The sequence below is a fragment of the Sphingomonas oligophenolica genome, from assembly GCF_039522915.1.
In the GTDB taxonomy this organism is placed as follows: Bacteria; Pseudomonadota; Alphaproteobacteria; order Sphingomonadales; family Sphingomonadaceae; genus Sphingomonas; species Sphingomonas oligophenolica.
Genome location: NZ_BAAAEH010000055.1, coordinates 33,982 through 54,646 on the forward strand (window position 1 = coordinate 33,982; position 20,665 = coordinate 54,646).

General features: G+C 58.3%; 19 protein-coding genes. 13 read left to right on the forward strand and 6 right to left on the reverse strand.

The genetic code is table 11. From position 1 onward, the window contains the following. The first annotated feature begins 15 nt into the window (after positions 1-15). A complete protein-coding gene (locus ABD050_RS24910) occupies positions 16-1,128 on the forward strand; it encodes an amidohydrolase family protein (RefSeq protein ID WP_343892247.1) in 1,113 nt (370 codons plus the stop codon). A gap of 224 nt (positions 1,129-1,352) precedes the next feature. Here the strand turns inward: ABD050_RS24910 and ABD050_RS24915 are convergent, their stop codons facing one another. Together ABD050_RS24915 and ABD050_RS24920 are read right to left on the reverse strand one after the other, a co-directional pair. Beyond that, positions 1,353-1,664 (reverse strand): hypothetical protein, encoded by a 312-nt coding sequence (locus ABD050_RS24915; protein WP_343892248.1) that lies wholly within the window; start codon positions 1,662-1,664, stop codon positions 1,353-1,355. Positions 1,665-2,732: 1,068 nt separating this feature from the next. After that, positions 2,733-3,404 (reverse strand): TetR/AcrR family transcriptional regulator, encoded by a 672-nt coding sequence (locus tag ABD050_RS24920; protein ID WP_343892249.1) that lies wholly within the window; start codon positions 3,402-3,404, stop codon positions 2,733-2,735. Between the two features lie 193 nt (positions 3,405-3,597). On the opposite strand from ABD050_RS24920, the gene ABD050_RS24925 reads away from it, so the two are divergent. The 4 genes from ABD050_RS24925 (at position 3,598) to ABD050_RS24940 (ending at position 7,688) form a co-directional block, all read left to right on the forward strand. Next, positions 3,598-4,737: an epoxide hydrolase family protein gene (locus ABD050_RS24925; RefSeq protein WP_343892250.1), complete on the forward strand. Its 1,140-nt coding sequence runs from the start codon at positions 3,598-3,600 to the stop codon at positions 4,735-4,737. 46 nt (positions 4,738-4,783) lie between these two features. Beyond that, on the forward strand, positions 4,784-5,644 hold the full coding sequence (locus ABD050_RS24930; protein ID WP_343892251.1) for a metal-dependent hydrolase: 861 nt from the start codon (positions 4,784-4,786) through the stop codon (positions 5,642-5,644). A gap of 300 nt (positions 5,645-5,944) precedes the next feature. After that, positions 5,945-6,484: a TetR/AcrR family transcriptional regulator gene (locus ABD050_RS24935; protein ID WP_343892252.1), complete on the forward strand. Its 540-nt coding sequence runs from the start codon at positions 5,945-5,947 to the stop codon at positions 6,482-6,484. Between the two features lie 91 nt (positions 6,485-6,575). Further along, positions 6,576-7,688, forward strand: coding sequence for a phosphotransferase (locus tag ABD050_RS24940; RefSeq protein WP_343892253.1), 1,113 nt, complete (start codon positions 6,576-6,578; stop codon positions 7,686-7,688). Positions 7,689-7,868: 180 nt separating this feature from the next. On the opposite strand, the gene ABD050_RS24945 is transcribed toward ABD050_RS24940, so the two are convergent. Further along, positions 7,869-8,630 carry an SDR family NAD(P)-dependent oxidoreductase gene (locus ABD050_RS24945; protein WP_343892254.1) on the reverse strand — a complete coding sequence of 254 codons (762 nt, stop codon included), beginning with the start codon at positions 8,628-8,630 and terminating at the stop codon, positions 7,869-7,871. A 313-nt stretch (positions 8,631-8,943) separates the two neighbouring features. Here ABD050_RS24945 and ABD050_RS24950 point away from each other — a divergent pair, with 313 nt between their 5' ends. From ABD050_RS24950 to ABD050_RS24985, 8 genes are all read left to right on the forward strand, one after another. Beyond that, entirely contained in the window at positions 8,944-10,332 is a 1,389-nt protein-coding gene (locus tag ABD050_RS24950; RefSeq protein WP_343892255.1) for an acyl-CoA dehydrogenase family protein, read from the forward strand. A gap of 77 nt (positions 10,333-10,409) precedes the next feature. After that, a complete protein-coding gene (locus ABD050_RS24955) occupies positions 10,410-11,255 on the forward strand; it encodes an SDR family oxidoreductase (RefSeq protein WP_343892256.1) in 846 nt (281 codons plus the stop codon). Positions 11,256-11,414: 159 nt separating this feature from the next. Continuing rightward, positions 11,415-12,467, forward strand: coding sequence for an NAD(P)H-dependent amine dehydrogenase family protein (locus ABD050_RS24960; protein WP_343892257.1), 1,053 nt, complete (start codon positions 11,415-11,417; stop codon positions 12,465-12,467). Between the two features lie 90 nt (positions 12,468-12,557). Then, the gene (locus ABD050_RS24965) at positions 12,558-13,055 is read left to right on the forward strand and encodes a hypothetical protein (protein ID WP_343892258.1); all 498 of its coding nucleotides are present in this window, start codon (positions 12,558-12,560) and stop codon (positions 13,053-13,055) included. A 372-nt stretch (positions 13,056-13,427) separates the two neighbouring features. Next, the gene (locus ABD050_RS24970; protein ID WP_343892259.1) at positions 13,428-14,657 is read left to right on the forward strand and encodes a CaiB/BaiF CoA transferase family protein; all 1,230 of its coding nucleotides are present in this window, start codon (positions 13,428-13,430) and stop codon (positions 14,655-14,657) included. Positions 14,658-14,758: 101 nt separating this feature from the next. After that, positions 14,759-15,547 carry an SDR family oxidoreductase gene (locus ABD050_RS24975; protein WP_343892260.1) on the forward strand — a complete coding sequence of 263 codons (789 nt, stop codon included), beginning with the start codon at positions 14,759-14,761 and terminating at the stop codon, positions 15,545-15,547. A 1-nt stretch (position 15,548) separates the two neighbouring features. Beyond that, the gene (locus tag ABD050_RS24980) at positions 15,549-16,670 is read left to right on the forward strand and encodes an acyl-CoA dehydrogenase family protein (RefSeq protein ID WP_343892261.1); all 1,122 of its coding nucleotides are present in this window, start codon (positions 15,549-15,551) and stop codon (positions 16,668-16,670) included. Next, positions 16,663-17,820, forward strand: a complete 1,158-nt coding sequence (locus tag ABD050_RS24985; protein ID WP_343892262.1) for an acyl-CoA dehydrogenase family protein — start codon at positions 16,663-16,665, stop codon at positions 17,818-17,820. The genes ABD050_RS24980 and ABD050_RS24985 overlap by 8 nt, the downstream gene beginning before the upstream one ends. Positions 17,821-17,862: 42 nt before the next feature. On the opposite strand, the gene ABD050_RS24990 is transcribed toward ABD050_RS24985, so the two are convergent. From ABD050_RS24990 to ABD050_RS25000, 3 genes are all read right to left on the reverse strand, one after another. After that, on the reverse strand, positions 17,863-18,630 hold the full coding sequence (locus ABD050_RS24990) for an SDR family NAD(P)-dependent oxidoreductase (protein ID WP_343892263.1): 768 nt from the start codon (positions 18,628-18,630) through the stop codon (positions 17,863-17,865). Positions 18,631-18,736: 106 nt separating this feature from the next. Further along, positions 18,737-19,843 carry an amidohydrolase family protein gene (locus ABD050_RS24995; RefSeq protein WP_343892264.1) on the reverse strand — a complete coding sequence of 369 codons (1,107 nt, stop codon included), beginning with the start codon at positions 19,841-19,843 and terminating at the stop codon, positions 18,737-18,739. A gap of 22 nt (positions 19,844-19,865) precedes the next feature. Further along, a complete protein-coding gene (locus ABD050_RS25000; RefSeq protein WP_343892265.1) occupies positions 19,866-20,657 on the reverse strand; it encodes an enoyl-CoA hydratase/isomerase family protein in 792 nt (263 codons plus the stop codon). Between the last annotated feature and the right edge of the window lie 8 nt (positions 20,658-20,665).

Genomic DNA, 20,665 nt, shown 5'->3' on the forward strand with positions numbered 1-20,665 from the left:
ATCGAGGAGAGCCAAATGTCGGTTCAAGATCTGCTCCGTCCGATTCCTCCCGCCCGCGTTCTACCCGAGACCAAGTGGATGCCGCCAGCGGGCGTTCGCATCATCTCGACCGATGACCACAACCTCGAGGCGCTGCACCTCTGGGAGGAGCGGCTGCCCGATAAGTGGAAGTCCCGTGCGCCGAAGCTTTACCGCGACGAAACCGGCGCGATGCGCTTCGAAGCGGAAGGTCGCTCGCTGATACCTCAAGGCGTCGACGAGGGCGTTTCTTCCGGCCTGCCCGGCTATTGGGATCTCGATGAGAAGATCGCCGCGATGGATGCGGAAGGTATCGACATCAGCTTCCTGTTCCATGGCACCACCCAAGGGCTCAATACCCTGGAAGACAAGGAGTTGTACTGGGCCTGCATCGACACGTACAACGAATGGCTGATCGAATATTGCAAGGGTCGTCTCGATCGCCTTGTGCCGATTGCCATCCTGCCGGCCTTTCTGAAACCTGAAGCGGCACACGACTATGTCGCAAAGATCAGGCAGCTTGGCTACAAGGCGCTCCAGATGCCGGCGTTCCCGCGCGGTGTGCGCTATAACAGCATGAGCATGGACCCCCTGTGGAGCGCGATCGAGGCTTCCGGTATCCCCCTGATGTTCCACGTCGGCCCTTACGTGGAATTCGTCGGGAATGGCTCGGTCGGTGCTAATATCACCCGCAATCTCGCCCCATATCGTAGCTTGCTGGGAGCCTTGACGTTCTCCGGCGTGTTCGATCGCCATCCTGAGCTTAAAGTCGTCTTCTGCGAAGGCGGTGCCACATGGGTAGCCCAGGCGATCGCCGATATGGATTATGTTGTGAAGACCTATCACAGCGAACTTAAGCCGAAACTCGGCATGATGCCCTCGGAATATTGGTATCGTCAGTGCTATACCTCGTTCATCGCCGATGCGGCCGCCTTGCGCCTGGTTGATATCATCGGTGAGGACAACATCATGTGGGGTGCGGATTATCCCCATGCCGAAGGGACATGGGGATACACCAACGAAATGTTGCAGGGCATGTGGGAACAACTCGGCCCGGTTGCCGGTGCGAAGTTCCTCAGCGGTAACGCCGCCAGATTGTGGAACCTGTAACAGGCCGGACGCAAGGTTAAGGTCTGTCCGTGGGGGGCTGGACCTCACCAGGTCAGATACACACCCCCCAGGGGCAAAAAGACAAAATCAACTCTTCACGTCCGTTTCACAACACGTTGCGACAACGCTGGGTTTTAAAAAATGGTCGAGATAGGCTGACGGCGCCCCGCCGCAACGCCAACACGTCCCTCCCGGGATCAGTGGAACGGAGAGCGGCGCCTGCTTCACTGCGCGGCCAGGGGTTCCCAGAACGCCGCCGCCGTTGTCGTTCCATCCATGGCGTCCGTAAGCACCATCCGGTCCGTACCGGCACGGCTCATCAACTCGGCCTTGAATGCCTCGAGATCATCGGTTTCGATTTCGTATATCGTCATATACCGGTGTGGCCCCTCGCCGGCGATCACGAAGCGCTCGGCCGAAACGGCGCCAGGAACAGCCAGAACATCGGGGATATGCTGGCGATCGTACCATTGCCCGAATTCCTCGTCCCGCCCATCGGCGGCGTTGGTTAGCGCCACAAGCTTGTATCGTTTCAAATTTCGTCTCCTGAGGTGCGATCGAACTTAAACCGTCGTGTCGTCGTCTGTTCGCCAAGAAATGCACGGGTGCCCAGATACGGTCAAGCGAAGTGGGCTGCGCTGAACGGTGGCGGCGGTCGTGCGCGTCGACATCCGGCGGCAGCACAGCGGGCACGGGGCGACAGAACCAATGATTTAGGGTCACGCGAGGGAGATGCCACCGACTGACACGACGGTCTGAGCTCCAATTTATACATTTGTGATAATCAGCGTGATCGCGGACGAAGCGCGCGCGTCGGCCAGCCTCCACGGCTTGAGATGTTACTGAATAAACCGCGCATTTTCGCCGTTGCGTCGTGCTGATCGTGCAGGTGCAGCGCATGGCACGGATTGTTGCTGCGGTGCATCAAAAGCAATTGACGGGCCCGTTCGCTCTGAATTAGGTGCCGTTCTAAACCATCAGCAGTGTTTTGATTGGAAACATCATTATGTCTCGTAACCTGTTTGCTCTGTTGACCGCCGTTGCTGTGGTGACATCAACTCCTGCGTTTGCGAAAGATGACGCGCCCAGCGCTCCCGCAGGTAGCGCTGCCGTGGTTGCGAAATCGGGCCAGGTCATCCGTGACGTCAACGGTCGCCGGATCGGCGTGGTCGACACCGTGCGTGGCGACAAGGTCTTCATTATAACTGCCACGAAGATGGTTTCCGTTCCGACTTCCACGTTGAGCCTTGGGTCAGGCGGGCTGCAGACAAGCTTGAAGAGCTCGGACGTTCACTGAAGGTTTGTACCTTGGAACCCGGCCTAATTACCGAAGATTGCGGGGCATCTCCCAATCTGACGATGGCCGGGTTCTCGTGGCTGCCACGTGATGCGCCCAAGATAGTCCGGAGCATTGTCGTGCGATGACGACCAGGCCGCATCGATCAACTGTTCGTGGCCTGATTGTGCCCGGCCGCATTTCAAGCAGAATGTGACTCCGTTCTTCTCTAACCCGAGCTTGGTGAAGCCAGCGCGATTGCGTCACGCTCCGGCCTGCGGGCGAGTTTGGGGACGTACCGGATCGAGCGCCTGAGCCAGCGTTTTCGTTACTTGCGGACACAATCCTGAATGTGTTGGTAGATGAAGTCGATCTTTTCGCTCACTGATGTGCTTGATTGATCAAGCGCAAGCACCGGCAGGATATAGGTGCGAACCACGCGTCGCGCGTCGTCTGCGGATGAATATTGCTGACGGCTGAGATTGAAGATTTGATGCAGCAGCCACTGGCGCAACTCGTCGAGCGGCGCGGTGCAACGACAAATTCCCCGAGACTTGGCTTGTAACAATGCGGGGACGAGCGTCTGCTCGGAAGAGAGTTCGAAGGCATTCGAAAGAATGCCTTGAGTCGCGCTCGATGATCCACGCTCCAGTTCCCGCTGCAGCCAGCGATGGCGATGCGCGGCTAAAATGGAGAAAACCAGAATCTCCTCGAAGCGCTCAAGAAACGATCCCGTGCTTGCCGCCAGGCGCCGGCATTCGGCGATATCCGCGGCGGTGCGGTTAAGGACAAAGGCCGTCAAGATTTCGTCGCGGTTCCCGTACCGCCGATAAAGGGTGGTGCGCGGTACGCCCGAATAACGGATGATATCATCCTGGGTCACCCGTTCGAAACCCTTCTCATCGACGGCCTTTTGCACATCATCGAAAAAGGTCGACGCTTGGTCGGTCCCGGCATTGCCCTCCCCAATGATATCGTCAGCGCGTTGCAGCTCGATCAAGGTCTGGCTCCGATGGAGAGGGTGTCCGGTGCGGCATCTTATAAGGGCTTTGATTTTCGTTTGGAATGGGATAAAGAAGCAACACCGTTCCATAACATGGAACGAAAACTGCCGTCATGTCCTTAGGTTTCCGGGCTGCGCTCAAGCGGAAACCAATGTTTTCATGATGAGTGGAGTATAGGACAGGTGGTGAATGATAGAGCCTATTGAGCCGTTTCATCTGAGGGTGCCACAGGGCGACCTGGATGATCTGCGCGCGCGCCTCGCGAACGCGCGCTGGCCCCAAAAGGAGACCGTCGATGACGGCAGCCAGGGCGTTCCTTTGCAAAAAGTTCAGAAGCTCTGCGATTACTGGGCCAATGATTATGACTGGAGGCGCTGTGAAAGGCAGTTAAACGATCTCGGCCAATTCCATACAGTGATCGATGGACTGCAGATTCATTTCCTGCATATCCGGTCGCCCGAACCCGATGCCATCCCGCTTATCATGACTCATGGCTGGCCGGGTTCGGTCCTTGAATTTACCAAGGTCGTGGGACCGCTCACGGATCCGCGCAGCCATGGACGCAATCCCGAGGATGCCTTCCATCTCGTTCTGCCCTCGTTGCCGGGATATGGCTTCACCCAAAAGCCGACTCAAAGCGGGTGGAACGCCCAAAGGACCGCCGCGGCCTGGGCTCAATTGATGCGTCGTCTGGGCTACGAACGCTGGTTCGCCCAAGGGGGCGACTGGGGAAGCGTGGTGACGCGCGCGCTCGGCCAGAGCAAGGCGCCGGGGTGCGCCGGTATTCATCTGAACCTGGCGTTCGTTCCGCCGGTCGCAGAAGACATGTCGTCCCTGACGCCGGAGGAGCAGGCGATGCTCGGAAAGGCAAAATATTACCAGGATTTCGGCAGCGGTTACGCAAAGCAACAATCAACCCGGCCCCAGACATTGGGCTATGGTCTTCACGACAGTCCGATAGGGCAGGCGGCCTGGATTTATGAGAAGTTGCTGGACTGGACGGATAGCGTCGACGCAGTCGATACGATCCTGACGAACGATGAAATGCTGGATAATATCACGCTGTACTGGCTGATGGGGACCGCCGCCTCGTCCGCTCAGTTCTACTGGGAAAATACCTCGGCCGACACGACGACGAAAGTCGAGTTACCGACAGGAATCACTCAGTTCCCGGGCGATCTGTTCAACGCATCGCGCCGTTGGGTCGAGCGTGCCTACCCGCAGATTGTTTATTGGAGCCAACAGAAGGTCGGGGGGCATTTCGCTGCCTGGGAGCAGCCGGAAATCTTCGCCGATGAACTGGCGGCATGCTTTCGCCAGTTCCGTTAGATGACAACATTTTCTCGATCGAAAAGCTTGTTTTTGGAGTAAGCTGATGCGCGTTAGACAACCCAAATTCGATTTTTCGAATTCTCCGGCCATTTGGACAGCGGTTCCTGAATTCGCCCAGTCACAAAATGCTGCCTCGGTAGGCATTCCGCCGCTGGAGCGTTTTCTGAACCGCGTGATGGCGAAGGCTCGCAAGGAAGTCACCGGTGACGATCCCGCATCGGTCTCGCTGCGGGCCGACATAACGACGTTCATCCGGCAGGAATCCTGCCACTATGCCGTTCACGATCAGATGAACGCAATTCTCGTTCGCGACGGATATGACCGGATTCCAGAGCTAGAGCGGGAGATCGAGGCGCATTATAATCATCTGTTTGAAACAAAGTCGCTGGCGTTTCTGGTAGCCTATTGCGAGGGATTCGAAACGCTCGGCCCTGCTAGCGCGATGGCTTGGTGCGGCGACAGCCTTAACGATTATCTGGTCGGCGCCGATTCGAATGTTGAGATGATGTATCGTTGGCACCTTTTGGAAGAGTTTGAGCACCGACATGTATGCTTCGACACCTTCAAGCGCATTCATGGCGGCTATTTCATGCGTATTTACGCCTTCGTATACCAGCTTATGTGTTTCAAGAAATATTCGTCGTTGGTCAAAGACTATCTTCTCGAAAAAGACCGTTCTACAATGACAGACCAACAGCTCAGGGAATCAAAGCGGCGTGAAAAGGCCGTAGCGCGTGCAGTGATGAAGAATGTAATCTGGAATCTCGTGAAGGTGTTTTCGCCGACCTACCGCCCGCATAATCTGCCTATTCCTACAAGGTGGAAGCAGATCGAGAACGAAATCGACACGACATGGACGCCCCCAGCCGGAAGTCGCAAGGCTACGGCAGCAATGGCGGGATGACGGCGGGGTCAGCTCGCTGACGGCTACGACGAGATGAGGCGCGACCGGCGATAGACTCGGCTTCACTCGTGCCGGCGCGATGCCGATGGAGCCCGAGCGAACTTCAAACTGCACATCAAGCAGCCGACAACCCAGTGGCCAGCACCGTGTGCGTCAGGTTCAGCCATTGACTTCGCCTCTTTCATGCTCTTTGCCTGTCAAAGGAGCGGGGGGGGCAGCGCGCGAGCGTCCCTAATTTGGGGGAGTCGAATGCCAAAGGGCAGGGGGGTCAGAGCTGCCCAGGCTCGTGAGACACGTCAGATGCTGGTCGAGGCAGCGCGGCGGCTCTTTGCGGAAAAGGGCTTCCATGCGACTTCGACAACGGACATCGTCAATGCTGCATTTGTCACGCGAGGGGCGCTGCAGCATTATTTCCCCAAGAAGGAAAGTTTGTTTCGGGCTGTCTTTGAACTTTCCGGACGGAGCTTGGTGGAAAGAACCGCGGCGCGTGTCGCGAACGAGGGATGGGCCGGACTTGTTGCCGACGTGGAAGGTTTCATCGAGAATGTGGAAAGCTTTGAAGATCAAAGGATTGCGTTTATAGATGGTCCGGCGGTGCTGGGTTGGGCAGAATGGCGGCGGCTACAAGTCAATTACGGCTTGCGCATGATGGAATCCGCCATTGCCGACGGGATCTCCAAGGGCCTGGTAAAACCCCAGCCCCCGCGCGCGCTTGCTCACCTGATCCTGTCGATCGTGGAAGAGGCATCGCTAATGGTGCTCAATGCCAAGGCATTGGAGGTCGAGCCGGAAGAGGTCAAGTTCGCTTTGCTTTCCCTGCTGTCGTCGCTTCAGTGGTGACCGGTTGAAAGACGGATGCCGTATGCCCCAGACGCGATGGTGCAGACCCTGAGGTACTGGAAGCAAGCGGCTTTCAGTTTGGGAGAATGGTGTGACTGAGGCTTATCCGAGCGACCCGTCGGGTCTTACCCGTTCGACACTCACGCGCCTGCTTCGAACAATGGACCCTGTCGCAGAGGTCGATACCTTCTCTGTCGTCGGCGGACAATTCTTCGGCAATGGCGAAAACAAGGTCTCCACGGCCGGACGGGCGGAGGTCGAAATCCAGCGCGTGGGCCGACCCTCTCGAAAGATGGTCGTTAAACTGTGTCGACCTGACGTGCCCCTGCAGCCGCTATATCGTAACGAAGTCGCTTTTTATCGATATATCCGGCCGAGCCTCGATCTGGAAATCCCAATGGTCTTCGGGGCGGACTTCGACGAGGAGTCGGGCACTTTCGGTTTGATCCTGGAGGATTTGCGGGACCGTGGCGCGCAATTCCCCAATGCGACGACGCCTGTTTCGCGGGAGCAGCTCCGCTCGCTGCTCGACATATTGGCGCGGCTGCATGCTCATTTCTGGCAAAATCCTGATTTGCTTGGTCGCCTGTCGGTCATTCAGTCGCATACGGAAGGCGAGCTTTTCGAATTCTTCATGGCCCCCGATTCCGTTCCCGCGCTCGTCAGGTCGGAGATCGCGGCGGAGCAGTTCAAGCGCGAGCTGGTCGAATGGATCGGAACCGACGAGGCGGTGCTGTATGACGCGGTGCGGCGGGTACAGCTTCATCAGGCCACGCTGCCTTTCACCTTGTGTCACGGCGATTGTCACATCGGAAACACCTATCTTTTACCCGGCGAAAGGGGTGGCTTGCTCGATTGGCAGCTCGCCGCACGAGGGTGCTGGGCCCATGATGTTTCCTATGTCATCATCACCGCGCTCAGCATTTCCGAGCGCCGGAATCAGGAAAAAGAACTGATCCGATATTATTTGGAACAGCTGTCGCGGCATGGTGTCGTCCAGCCGCCTACAATGGAGGAGGCGTGGCACGAATATCGCCTGGCAGCAAATTGGTGCCTGTATATTGGCTGGTTGACGACGCCCAAGACGCATTACGGAGTCGAGATTACGGCATGCAATGTCATCCGGCTTTGCGCTGCAGTAGCCGATCTCGGGTCAGTCTCGCTTGCAAGTGGTCTGCCGCCGCCGCCCCCTTTCGCCTGGTAGGCGATATTCAGGCGACGAGGATGCCAAGAGACCTTTATGCGATCCCCGCGGTTTGTGATGCAGCTCCGGGTCTCAATAATCCTTCGGACATTCCGCGCTACTGGTGACCTACCGGCACGGCGATGACCGGGGAACCACCCACGCCACCCATACGTTAATGGTGACGTGGGCATGTCCGCTTCAGGCGATCAGTTGAACCCCGCCGTCGATTGCGATACACTGTCCGTTGATATACCCCGCCGCTTCGCTCGCAAGGAAGGTGACCATCGGCGATACGTCTTCGTAGGGCAATCCGAGGCGGCCCATGGGGGAGCGTGCGGCGGCGGAGTTTCCGGCCTCGATCCCTTGCGGCGAGAGCTTGAACGCGTCTGACCAGTGAGCCGGCAGAAACACGTTCGTCGTGATGCCGTATTTCGCCCATTCCTGTGACGCGTTGCGGGTAAGCGCCTGGATGGCGGATTTCGCCATCTCATAGGCTCCAAAACCGGGCAGGCCGCTCATAGCCGATTGCGATCCACAGTTGATGATACGCCCGTAATTTTTTTCCTTCATGTACGGAAAGCACTTTTGCATGAATAACATGCTCTGAATCGGACCGGTCATATAAACATCCATGGCGTTCGCAACCTTGATGTCTTCCAAGTAATCGTGCTTGTCCAGTGCACCCTGACCAATATTCGCCAGGATATCGACCTTGCCGAATTCGGAGATCGTTGTCTGTACGACGCGATCGATATCCTCCTGCTGGTACAAATCGCACTCCACGGCGATCGCCTTGCCGCCCTTGCTGGCAATATCCTGAACCAGCGCGTCAAGGCGCTCCTTGCGCCGGGCGGAGGCTACAATGATGGCGCCTTCCTCGGCGAAACGAAGTGCGCACCCATGGCCGGCACCCGAACTGGCGCCCGTGACGATCGCGACGCGATCCTGCAAGATTCCCACGCTTCCATCTCCTTTGATTGTGCCGGACACCACAGAGTGCTTCGGTCAGTGATTGAACGTGGTCTGGCATGGCGTACGAACTCCGGGCCGGGCAATGCTCCCTCAAAGGCACAAACAATTCATTCCATTTATGATATTGGCTCGCGGCAGGTCTTCGTTTGTTACAGAGCATCGTGTTGCCTCGGTGCGGTCACTGCTGTAGCAATCTATCGCAAGGTAGATTTTGGATGTCGGTTTTCAGGTGCATTGACGACCTCGTCGATGGCCCCGCAACGCTTCGCCGTCGGCTGACCGCCATGGAAGAGGGACGGAAATGGTAGATTTCAGCATCGATAGCACATTTCAGGTAAAACTGGATTGGATGAAGGACTTTGTCGAAAACAAGGTACGTCCGCTCGAATATATTTATGACTATGACTTCGATGCGCCTTTCGATACCAGCAATGTGGCGCTTCGAAAAATCGTCGTTCGTTTGCAGAATGAGGTCAAGGCTCAAGGGTTATGGGCGGCTCATCTTCCACCACATCTCGGTGGGCACGGCTTTGGTGCTGTTAAACTGACATACATGAATGAAATGCTTGGTCTTTCCGCATTTGGATCCGTGATATTCGGTTGTCAGGGCCCAGATACGGGCAATTCCGAGATATTGGCGATGTTTGGCACCGACGAACAGAAGCGCACGTATCTGCAACCATTGCTCGATGGCGAAATTTTCTCGACTTTCGCCATGACGGAGCCGCAGGGAGGTTCGGACCCGACCAATCTGCAATGCGTCGCGCGTCGTGATGGTGATGACTGGGTTATCACGGGTGACAAATGGTTTTCATCGAATGCGCGCAACGCCGCCTTCATCATCGTGATGGCGGCGTCGGACCCGGAAGCGCCTCCTTATGAGCGGGCCACCATGTTCATCATTCCCAGGGACGCTCCCGGTTTCGAGATCGTTCGCGACATCGGTTTCTGGACGGACGCGCCGAATTCCGGCGGCCATCCCTGGATCCGGTTCAACGATGTGCGCGTACCTGACAGCGCGAGGCTGGGGCCGATTGGCGAAGGGTTTAAGGTTGCCCAGTCCCGCCTCGGAGGGGGCAGGCTTCATCATGCGCAGCGCAACATCGGCCTGGTCAAACACCTGATCGATCTGATGGCGGAGCGCGCCGTCAGCCGGTTTTCCGGCGGGAAACCTATCGCGAGCAATCAGGCGGTGCAGCACACGATCGCACAGAGCTATATCGAATGGACGCAATACCGGCTGCTCGTTCTTTATACGGCGTGGCTGTTCGACCAGCAGATGGAGCATGGGTCGGAAGGTCGAAAGATGATCAGCGCGGTCAAAGCCGCGATGGCGAAAATCGCCGAGGACGTGGTGGTACGCGCGGTCCATCTTCATGGATCGCATGGCTTGTCCAATATCATGCGTTTTGGTCATTATCTGGCATCCGCGTTGCACGAGGGCGCGGCTGACGGAGTCACCGAACTGCATCTCGGCCTCGTTTCGAAGCTCTTTCTGCGCGATTATACCCCGCGCCTCGACAGCAACCTCCCCGGCGAGACGACCTTCCTCAAGAAAGCCTGGGCGCAGGAAAAACTGCAGCCCCTGTTGGACGAGCTCGGTTTGACGTTCGAAGACGGTCGCGCCAGCATTGAAACCGACCTTCCAGAGGAAAAGTACAATCTTCGCAAGGGTTCGATCGGGGCCTGACGGGCGACGTCGGGGCAGATTGCGAGGCGCAAAGCTGAAAGGTGCTAACGGCCTGATCGACTAACGGGGGATTTTGAGTGAATGTGAAACCACCGGCATTGGTCATCGGTGCAGGCGGAATGGGAGCAGCCGTCGCCCGCAGGCTCGCGGCAGACTATCGGATATTGCTGGTCGATATCGATGTACAGCGCGCAGCGGACGTTGCCCGCGAATTGCGCCTTGGTGGCGCTCGGGTCGACACGGCGCAGTGCGACGTGACCTCTCCTGATTCGGTAAGGGCCCTTGCCGGTCGGGTAGGCGAGGAGGGCGGTATGCGGGTACTTGCGCATGTTGCCGGCCTGTCGCCCACGATGGGCGACTTCGATCGCATCGTGCGCGTGAACCTGGTTGGTCCTGCGCTGCTGACCGAGGCGCTGCTGCCTCACGCCCGACCCGGCGCGGCCGCTATTTTGATCGCCTCGCTGGGCGCGCACATCCGCACATTCGACGACGATGTCCTGAACGCGTTGCGGGAAGGGGCGTCATCGCTCAATTTGCCGGATCAGTTGCGTCGGTTGCTAGGCGACGCGCACGCCGATCCTAACACCGCATATCAGCTTTCGAAATTTGGTCTGCTCATGCTGGCGCGACGTCGTGCGCGCGACTGGGGCGCGCGGGGTGGACGCATCGTGTCGCTCTCGCCGGGGATCATTGCCACGCCGATGGGGGCGAAGGAATTTGAGAGCAATCCAGCCAAGCGACGCCTGTTCGAACTGTCGCCGCAAAAGCGGGAGGGCACGATGGACGAAATCGCCGATGTGGTGGCGTTTCTCGCATCGGCGAAGGCATCGTTCATTTCCGGTACGGATATCCTTGTCGATGGTGGGCTGGCCGGTGCCTTGTCCGATATCCCCTTCGGCGACATGCGCCCGACCCGGTCCTGAGGCCAAAGGCCTAACATAATTACGATTGTAGATTGTCTCGACTGCACATTCGTGATCGGAAGTCGCTCTGCTAACGTCCTTCCAGGCTGGGTTGTGCGAGGCCGCTTGCAGCAATGGCATCTAAGGATCGGCAAAGTTCGTCGCAATTTGGAGAATAGGATGACTAAGAGACGCGTGATCGCATGGGGAACCGGGGCGATCGGCATGCCGGGCTTGCGGCAGTTGATCGAGCACCCTGAGTATGAGCTGGTTGGTTTGCACGCATGGTCCAAGGACAAGGTGGGCCGCGATGCTGGCGAGATCGCCGGCGTGCAGAAGGCGACCGGCGTCATCGCCACCGACGACGTCTCGCAGCTTCTGGCGCTCAGGGCGGACTGCCTGGTCTATCAGGGCAATTATGCGGACCGCGAAGCACAATGCACGGCCGATGTGGTTCCTTTCCTGGAGGTGGGCACGAATTGCGTCACGCCCGCGCTCATGGATCTGATCGCGCCGCGCTATGGCCGTCGCGAGTTCGTCGATCCGATCGAGGCCGCCTGCAGGAAAGGCGGAGCATCGATTTTCTGCGGCGGCACGGACCCGGGCTTCATGACTATCGGGCATCTTTTCTCGCTTCTGTCGGGCGCTGGGCAGGTCGAGTGCGTCAACGTGGCCGAGGTATGTGACCTCAGCAAATATGCCGGCGTCGATTCCATGGCCCTTTACGGCTTCAACATGCCGCTGGATTTCCTTCCGGAGATGTACACCGGCGACACCGGGCGTGCCTGGCACGAAAGCACGCTCTGGGCCATCGGCGAGTATCTTGGCGTTCAACTGGACGAAATCACGTCCAGTTGGGAGACCGCCGGCCTCGATTATGACTTCGAGGCGGCTTTTGGCACGATTAAAGCGGGAGATACCGCGGCGATCCGATGGACGATGACCGGCATGTACAAGGGCAGGCCGCTCGTGATCTACCGCAAGATCGAGCGCGTCCATCGCGACGCCGGGCCACAGTTCGAGCAGCCGCTGCACAATGCAGAAGGCGGGTATCAAATCACCATCACGGGTTCGCCCAGCTTTCACACCGAGATGGCGATGAACCTTTATGATGGTTGCGCGATCACGGCGCTTCATCCAATCAACGCGATCGGCCGGATTTGCGACGCGGCACCGGGGATCTACGGCCAGCTTGATCTGCCGATTTTTTATTCCAAAAACGTCATTCGATGATGAAGCCGGTACGCATATTCTCAGCCGGCCATTATTGGCGGGGTGCGGCCCACACCCACGAGCGAGGAAATCGTCGATAGGGAACGAGCCATGTACAAGTCGATCTACCTCGCACAGCGCAACCCGGCGCTCACATCGGAACAATTTCACGAGCGATGGAAGGCGCATTCCGCGCTTACTGGCACGACACAGCACATCCGCCCCTATTTCACGCAGGTCGATCAATGCGCGCGCTTTGACGGTGTCGGGCCTGAGGACGCCTCCCAGGCGTTTGACGGCGCAAACCTTCTGGGGCTCGTAGAGCGCGCGGGCGGCTATGGTGTGTTCGATAAGCCCGAACGTCGCGACATCATGTTGCCTGACGAGCTCCTTACGTTCTCAGGCCCGATCCGCGATTGCTCGCTGGTGACGCGCGAGCATGTCTGCAAGTCGGGCAGATTTTCGCGCTATCTCATTTTGAGGTTTATGAACTTCGCGCGTCCGGCCGAGCCGGAGGAACTGTTCAGCCGCTGGTGCGACCAGCAAACCGCGCGCGACTGCAAGGGGACGCGGCGTCGTTGGTATCCCGTTCAGTCGCGAACCTCGTAGTGGAGCCCGCCCCGTCTGCGGTGAACTATGATTTGGTCACGGAGACCTGGTTCCGCGATGCGGCTGATCTGAAGCGACACTCGACCGAGGATCAGGCTGGCCGACCGCTTAACGAGGCAATCGGCGCACTGTGCGATTCGACCGGAAGCGTCACTTTTTATCGCGCGGGTGAACCATGCGCGACCTCCGATCGAAGATTGGACCGGGTCGTTCTGGTGGGAGACGATAGGCGATGACGTATCGTTTCTGGCCCTATCGAATGCGATCGACCTGATCATCACAAAGATGATTTTTGAGCGCTGACCTGATCGCGCGTAGTGCGGTGGGGAATGCTTCGATAACGAAGGCGAGATTAGTTCGGAGAAATTTTTGATGTTCCAATCTGCCACTGGACCTCTGTCCGGCCTCCGGGTCATAGACATGACCCGTGTTATCGCCGGTCCGCTATGTGGCCAGATATTGGGCGATCTCGGCGCTGACGTGGTGAAGATCGAACGCCCCGGGGAGGGCGATGACAGCCGACGTGTAGCCCCCCCCTGGTTTCGCGAGCCCACCGCCGAGGTGCCTGGAGATTCGACCTATTTTCTTGCGGTTAATCGCAACAAGCGCTCTCTCGCCGTCGATTTCGCGAAGCCGGAAGGGCAGGAGCTGATCAGACGCCTGGCAACGCAGTCCGATATCCTGATCGAAAATTATCGGACCGGGACGCTTGCTCGCTACGGATTGGGTTATGATGATTTGAGAGCCATCAATCCTCGCCTAATCTATTGCTCGGTCACTGGATTTGGCCAGACTGGCCCCTACAGCGGTCGTTCGGGCTACGATTTCCTCGTTCAGGGCATGGGCGGCCTAATGGCCGTTACCGGCATCGAAGACGGTGAGCCCGGCGCGGGCCCGATGCGCATCGGCGTTCCGCTTGCCGATACCTTTGCGGGAATGAACGCGGCCATTGCGGTCATGGCTGCGCTCGAAGCCCGGCACAAAACCGGCGAGGGGCAGCATATCGACATTTCGCTGTTCGAATCCGCGATTGCATCACTGCTCAATACCGCATCCGCCTGGCTGAATGCCGAGATAAACTTGGGACGTAGCGGTAATGATCATCCCAGTGCCGCGCCTTATGGCGTGTTCGCGGCTTCGGATGGTTACATCATCGTGGCGACGTTCAATGATCGCGAATTTGAGCGGCTCGCGAATGTTCTCAAGCACCCTGAATGGCTGGAAGACGACCGCTTCCGATGCAACAGTGACCGTGTTCGCAATCGGGTCGCGCTAAAGGAAGCGGTCTCCGCGGTCATCTCTCAGAAGACGCGGGCGGAGTGGGTCGACATCCTGAACAAGGCGACCGTATCCGCGGGCCCGATCAACGAGATGAGCGACCTCGAAAAGGACGAGCATGCCATCGCGCGCGATATGTTCGTGACCATGGAATCCAGTCGGGGCACGGTTAGGACAGTCGCCTCCCCTTATCGGCTGTCTTCAACGCCGCCTGATTATCGCCTCCCCCCGCCAGCCATCGGCCAGCATACGGACGAGATTCTCGAGCAGCTGGGCTATACGATCGACCAGCGGGAAGCCCTTCGCGCTACCGGCGTCCTTTGAACGACGCGGGCATGCAACGGTGATGCTCAAGAGGTCGGGCAGTTGGCATGTAGCGTCTGAAATTCGCCGCAGCATCGCGGCTTAGCATTAAGGAACGAAAGATGGAAAATATTGCGAATGCTAATCCCATGTCGCTGGCGGGCCGGACGATCATCGTTACCGGCGCCGCTCAGGGTATTGGGCGCGCCATTGCCAATCTTGTAGTGGCTCTCGACGGGAATGTCGTGGTTGCCGATATGAATGCTACGGCTCTCGCCGGTATCGAAAGCGAATTCCCCAAGGGTCGCTTTCTTGGCGTAACGGCGAACGTCTCCGATCCAACAGAGGTGCAAGCGCTCGTCGATCGCGCCGTCGAGACGTTCGGCGCCGTGAACGGCCTCGTCAACAATGCCGGATTCACCCGCCCGGGCATGATGGACAAGCTGTCCCTCGACCAATGGAACCAGGTGCTCAGCGTCCACCTGACCGGAGCCTTCCTTTGTTCACAGGCCGTTGGCAAGCATATGATCGAGCGCGCCAAGGCGGGCGAGGCAAATCCGGGGGCGATCGTGAACGTTTCATCGGATGCGGGCGTGCAGGGGACGATTGGTCAGGTCAATTATGCCACCGCGAAGGCTGGCGTTTTGGGCATGACCATGTCGACGGCGCGGGAATGGGCAAAATATAACATCCGCGCCAATTGTGTGGCCTTCGGCCTTGTTGAGACACCGATGACCGAAGTTATCCGCAGCGAAAGGTTCGCGGACACGTACCTTTCGCGCATACCGCTTGGCCGTTGGAGTTCCGCAGAGGAGGCCGCCAAGCCGGTTTGTTTCCTCCTTTCAGACGCAGCGTCCTTTATCACTGGACAGCGCATATCCGCCAATGGCGGCATGCAGATGGCGTGCTGACATGGGGTGGCGCGTAGACGATGAATTGCAGCAGATGCTGCGGGACAGTGCGGTTCACTTTCTAGGAGCGGCCGGTGGGCCGGATCATTTTCGCAAGGTCCGCGCGAGCGACAGCGGCTTTGATCCGGTGGTCTGGGCGCAGATGGGTGAACTCGGCTGGACCGGAATATTATTGCCAGAAGCCGCCGGCGGTTCCGAAATGGGGCTGGAAGGCGCTCTGACGTTGGCAGAAGAACTCGGCCGCGCGATCATGCCCGAGCCTTTCATCGCTTCGGCTGTCGTCGCTGCGACGGTGCTGGGCGCAAGCGAAACGCAGGCTGCGCTCACGCTCTCCCGCGCCCTTGCGGTTGGGGAGCGGAGTGTGACGTTGGCTTGGCAGGAGCAGCGCGGGACGATCGGCGTCCCCGCGTTCCAAACCCGCCTTGATGGAAGGAAGCTCACTGGGGCCAAGCGCTACGTTCCTGCGTGGCACGCTGATACGGGCGTTTTGGTGGCTGCGACCGACGGCACGGAAACGGTCGTCGTCGTGGTCGATCCTGCTTCGCCGGGGGTCGTACTACGGCCCGCGCGCCTGTCGGACGGAAGCTTTGGCGCGGATATTGACTTCAATGGCGTCGATGTCGGCGAAAGCGGGATAATTCTGAGAGGACAAGCGGCCGACCAGGCGCTGGACCTGGCGATCGCGCGCGGCACGGTTGCGTTGAGCGCCCAGCTTGAAGGACTTGCTGGAGCGCTTTGGCACATGACGCTGGATTATATGCGTCAGCGTTCTCAGTTCGGATCCAATCTGTCGGATTTTCAGGCGCTGCGCCACCGTATGGTCGATCTCTATAGTGAGGTCGAACTGGCGGGGGCGAGTTGGCGCCGGGCCTCGAAGCACCTCGCAGACGGTGCGACGTCGGGCATTGCCCTGCATGCCGCCAAGGCGCGGTGTTCTCAGGTCGCACAGGACATGGGCAAGTGGGCGATCCAATATCATGGTGCCTTCGGATATACCGACGAAGCCGACGTGGGGCTTTATGTCCATGCCGCGCTTCGCTGGTCCAGCTGGTTGGGCAATGCGGCAAGCCATCGGCGCGAGGCGCTCGTGGCACACCGCCGCGAAAGGGATTTCGATGCCTGAAGATCTTAATCTGCTGTCGAACGATGAGTTTCGTGGCCGCTGGAGGGCGTGGCTGGAGGCGAACTATCCGGAAGAATGGCGTATTCCGATCGTCTTTCGCCTCATGGGGGATGACGAACGGCGTTGGCACCGCATGACCTATCAAGCGGGTTGGCGTGCGCCGGCGTGGCCGAAAGAATATGGCGGGCTGGGTCTGAGCCTGGAAAAGCAGCTCATCATGCATCAGGAGATGGAACGGCATAAATGCGCCCGCGTGCTGGACAGCGGCGCGTTGTTGCTGGCCCCCGTGTTGATGAAATATGGTACGCAGGAACAGCGCGACCGTTATCTCAAGCCGATCCTGCGGGGTGACGAACTGTGGTGCCAGGGCTATTCCGAGCCGAATTCCGGTTCCGATCTGGCGAGTCTGCGGACCACTGCCGTCCCGGAAGGTGATGAGTTCGTCATTAACGGGCAGAAGATCTGGACGACCCTCGCAGCCCAGGCCGATCGCATATTCGTGCTGGTACGTACCAACAAGGACGTCAAGAAGCAGGCTGGAATCAGCTTTGTCCTAGCCGATATGGATACACCCGGGTTGACCGTGCGCCCGATCATGAACCTGGCGGACGAAGACGAGCTGTGCGAAATCTTCTTCGAAAATGTGCGCATACCGGCAGAAAACCTGGTGGGTGAGCTGAACCAAGGGTGGACGGTAGCCAAGGCACTTCTTGGGGACGAACGTATTGCGAATGGTGCGCCCACGTTATCGCGCCAAGCTTTCGAAGTGCTGGAGCAGTTGGTTCGGGGCGTGGGATTGCTGGACGATCTTGGCGAGACCGACCGCGTGGCGCAGCTATATTGTGATATTGAGGATCTCGCTGCCCTTCATTCGCAGGTCGCCGATGCGGCGATCCGGGGTGAGATCGACAATGCCGTGCTCGGTCTGATGAAGGTATTGGCTACCGATCTTTTCCAACGTGTGTCGGACGAACTGCTGCGCGTTGCCGGGGAAGATGCCGGGCTTCGAAAGCCGGTGGGTGTTGCCGGCGTGGAGCTTGACCTTCGCAAAATCTATATGATCGCGCGACCCTCAACGATCTATGCTGGCGCAAATGAAGTTCAGCGTAATATCGTCGCGACAATGCTAATGGGCCCGGCCGCCAAGTAAGAGGGAAGGGTGCGCGGCATCGCTCGCCGCGCACCACAATTGTTACCAGACGTTATCACCGCGCAGGATCGCTTCCGTGCCGCGATCGGCGAAAATGCACTGCCCAATCAGCAGGCTGTTTTCAGGAGATAATAGAAAACGGGCCAAGTCACCGATTTCGGTGGGCTGAGAGCGCACATCCTCAGCTTGCGGATGAGCCTCAAGCATCCAAGCCGCGGCCGCGGGATCGAGCATTCCGGTACGTGTCCTCGGGGTTTCAATAAAACCAGGCGCAAGTGCGTTGATGCGAATACCGTGCTCGTTCCACCGGCGCGATATGGCATTGCGCCGCATCCAGCGGGCAACCGCTGTCTTGGCGGCGATATAATAAGAAAGCTTCGTGGTTTCATTGCCGTAGCCTGCGACGATTTCCGCCTCTTTGTGCGCCAGCAGCAGATCGACCAATGTTTCGTCGCACGGCTCCAGCGTCATGCGGGAGCTGGTAACCAGCACCCGCGGTGCGGAGGATTTTGACAGGAACGGATGAAGCCCATCGACGATATCGACCGTACCGAAATAGTTGACCCGCAACATATCGACCGTTTCGCCGCCGCCGCCAGCCCAGGTGACCAGGGCATCGATCCGCTCGCCGGCCAGCTCGCTAATCTTTCGAACGGTCTCCTCCCGGCCCTCGGATGAAGACAGATCGGCATTGACATCGCAATTGGCAATATCGACGCGAATGACGCGGTCGCCATCCGCCTCCAAAGCGGCGCATGTCGCCGCACCCAGGCCGCTTGATGCCCCAGTGACTACTGCAACTCGATTCACGTGCTCGTCCTCTCTATCCGTTTCATGATCTGTTTCTGTTGGTCAACAAATGGCAAGGGCCGCCGTCGAATATCGACGACGGCCCCAGCATTGACGATAGCGAGGATTAAATACCCCAGAGTTTCGCAGCGTTCCCGCCGACGATCTTCTTGAAGCGCTCTTCACCGGCTTTATCATAGATCTGCTTGGCGATTTTCATCGACTCACCGAACACGCCTTCTGGGTGCGGATAGTCGATTGACCACATCAGCTTATCCTCGCCGATCCAGTCGATCAGGTCGAGCGCCACCGGATCGTCCATGAACGTCGTCCAGCAGTTCTTGTGCCAGTAATAGCTTGGCTTATGTTCGATTCGCGGACGAAGGGCCGAGATATAGTCACGATAGACCTTGTCCGCACCGGTGATGGCCGGGGCCACCCAACTCGCGCCGCCTTCGGTAAACACGATCTTGAGGTCCGGGAAGCGATCGAAAATGCCGGAGAAAACCAGCTGACCGAACAAAGCGTTGAACGGTTGCAGGTTGCGGTTGAGGTTGATGGCCAGCGCACCGGTGCCCGAGTATTCGATGGTGACACCAATGTGGATCGACAGCGGCATGCCGGCTTCGGCGATCGCCTCCCACATCGGGAGCATTTCCTTGCCGTTGTATCGCACGCCCCGCGGCGACATCGGAATTTCAACTGCCTTGAAGCCCAGATCCTTGACCTTTTGCATGTAGTCGCGGGTCATCTCCGGCTTGTAGAAGGTCGGCAGATAGGCAACGGGGAAGAGCCGATTAGGTGCGGCCATTCGCCATTCGGCCATCCACTCGTTGAAAACGTCGATGCATTTGAACCACAGTTCCTTGTCCTGCATGCGGATGAGCGAGGCTGCACGCGAATGGAAGGTGATCGACGCATCTATGCCCTCGGCATCCATGTCCTCAATGCGCTTCTGGGTATCCCAAAAGCCGGGACGCCCTTCCGGGAACGACAGATCGAAACCGGGCGTGTTGTAAGACACGCCATCCACTTCCAGGTGGAAGATACCCTGTTCGTCCTGCCAATATTTGGGAGCCCGGTCCTTGTCGGCGCCCGTCAGGCGGTCTTCCCACAGATGCTCGACTTCCATCAAATGATCGTCGGACGAAATGAAACGCGTGCCGGCGGGAGGCGTCCACTCGCCCTTTGAAAGAACCCGGTTTTTCGGCCAGAATGCAGTCAAGTCGTTCATGTCATTTTCCTCTTCTCAAAATTTAAGCCTTTTTCGAGAGGCGCTGGATCATTGCCGCAATAAGGTCCTTATGCTCGTCTCCCAGGAACAAAATGCTGTTCGAGAGACGCTCCACGTTGCGTGCCTGTTGTCGATCGAGGTCCGCAGCAAGTTCAATAGTTAGCTTGGACAACGCGACCGCCTCCGGTGGCAGTGAAGCAAGTTTAGCACAAAATTTCATCACGCGCTCATCGAACTCGTCGTCCGGATAAACATCATGCAGCAGACCCATGTTCAACGCCTGATTGGCGGAGGCAGTTTCTCCGGCCAGAACGAACCAGCGCGCCCAGTGCGGCCCGAGCAAGCGCGTCAGGCGGCTCGTTCCTCCCGATCCCGGGAGGCAACCGATGTCGATTTCAGGCATCCGGTATGTCGCGCTGGCAGCACCCAGCCTGAAGTCGCACGACAGGGACATCTCGAACGAGCCGCCGAAGCACGGCCCCTGATGGGCAACGACGATCGGCTTTTCCACAGCTTCCATCTCGTCAAACAGCGGGTGAAAGCTGCCCTCACCCTGCCGATACCAACTCCTTTCCGCCGACGAACTCCCGTGCGCATCGGGGCGGGTGATATCGGTCAGGTCTGCGCCCGCGGAAAAATATTTGCCATTCGCGCGAATGAGCATCACCCGCAGGTCACGGCGGTCGCGAAGTTCCGCTACCGCGCTGCTCAACCCGTTCCCGATGGCCCGGTTCATGGCATTATATTTTTTGGGACGGTTGAACACGACCTCAAGTATCGGCCCATGTTCAATTCTGAGGAGATCCGGTTCCATTCTGTCCT

Excerpts from the sequence above, each read along its gene's own strand:
- ABD050_RS24910 (WP_343892247.1), top strand. The coding sequence starts at position 16 with ATGTCGGTTCAAGATCTGCTCCGTCCGATTCCTCCCGCCCGCGTTCTA.
- ABD050_RS24925 (WP_343892250.1), top strand. The coding sequence starts at position 3,598 with ATGATAGAGCCTATTGAGCCGTTTCATCTGAGGGTGCCACAGGGCGAC.
- ABD050_RS24930 (WP_343892251.1), top strand. The coding sequence starts at position 4,784 with ATGCGCGTTAGACAACCCAAATTCGATTTTTCGAATTCTCCGGCCATT.
- ABD050_RS24935 (WP_343892252.1), top strand. The coding sequence starts at position 5,945 with ATGCTGGTCGAGGCAGCGCGGCGGCTCTTTGCGGAAAAGGGCTTCCAT.
- ABD050_RS24950 (WP_343892255.1), top strand. The coding sequence starts at position 8,944 with ATGGTAGATTTCAGCATCGATAGCACATTTCAGGTAAAACTGGATTGG.
- ABD050_RS24960 (WP_343892257.1), top strand. The coding sequence starts at position 11,415 with ATGACTAAGAGACGCGTGATCGCATGGGGAACCGGGGCGATCGGCATG.
- ABD050_RS24965 (WP_343892258.1), top strand. The coding sequence starts at position 12,558 with ATGTACAAGTCGATCTACCTCGCACAGCGCAACCCGGCGCTCACATCG.
- ABD050_RS24970 (WP_343892259.1), top strand. The coding sequence starts at position 13,428 with ATGTTCCAATCTGCCACTGGACCTCTGTCCGGCCTCCGGGTCATAGAC.
- ABD050_RS24975 (WP_343892260.1), top strand. The coding sequence starts at position 14,759 with ATGGAAAATATTGCGAATGCTAATCCCATGTCGCTGGCGGGCCGGACG.
- ABD050_RS24980 (WP_343892261.1), top strand. The coding sequence starts at position 15,549 with ATGGGGTGGCGCGTAGACGATGAATTGCAGCAGATGCTGCGGGACAGT.
- ABD050_RS24985 (WP_343892262.1), top strand. The coding sequence starts at position 16,663 with ATGCCTGAAGATCTTAATCTGCTGTCGAACGATGAGTTTCGTGGCCGC.
- ABD050_RS24995 (WP_343892264.1), bottom strand. The coding sequence starts at position 19,843 with ATGAACGACTTGACTGCATTCTGGCCGAAAAACCGGGTTCTTTCAAAG.
- ABD050_RS25000 (WP_343892265.1), bottom strand. The coding sequence starts at position 20,657 with ATGGAACCGGATCTCCTCAGAATTGAACATGGGCCGATACTTGAGGTC.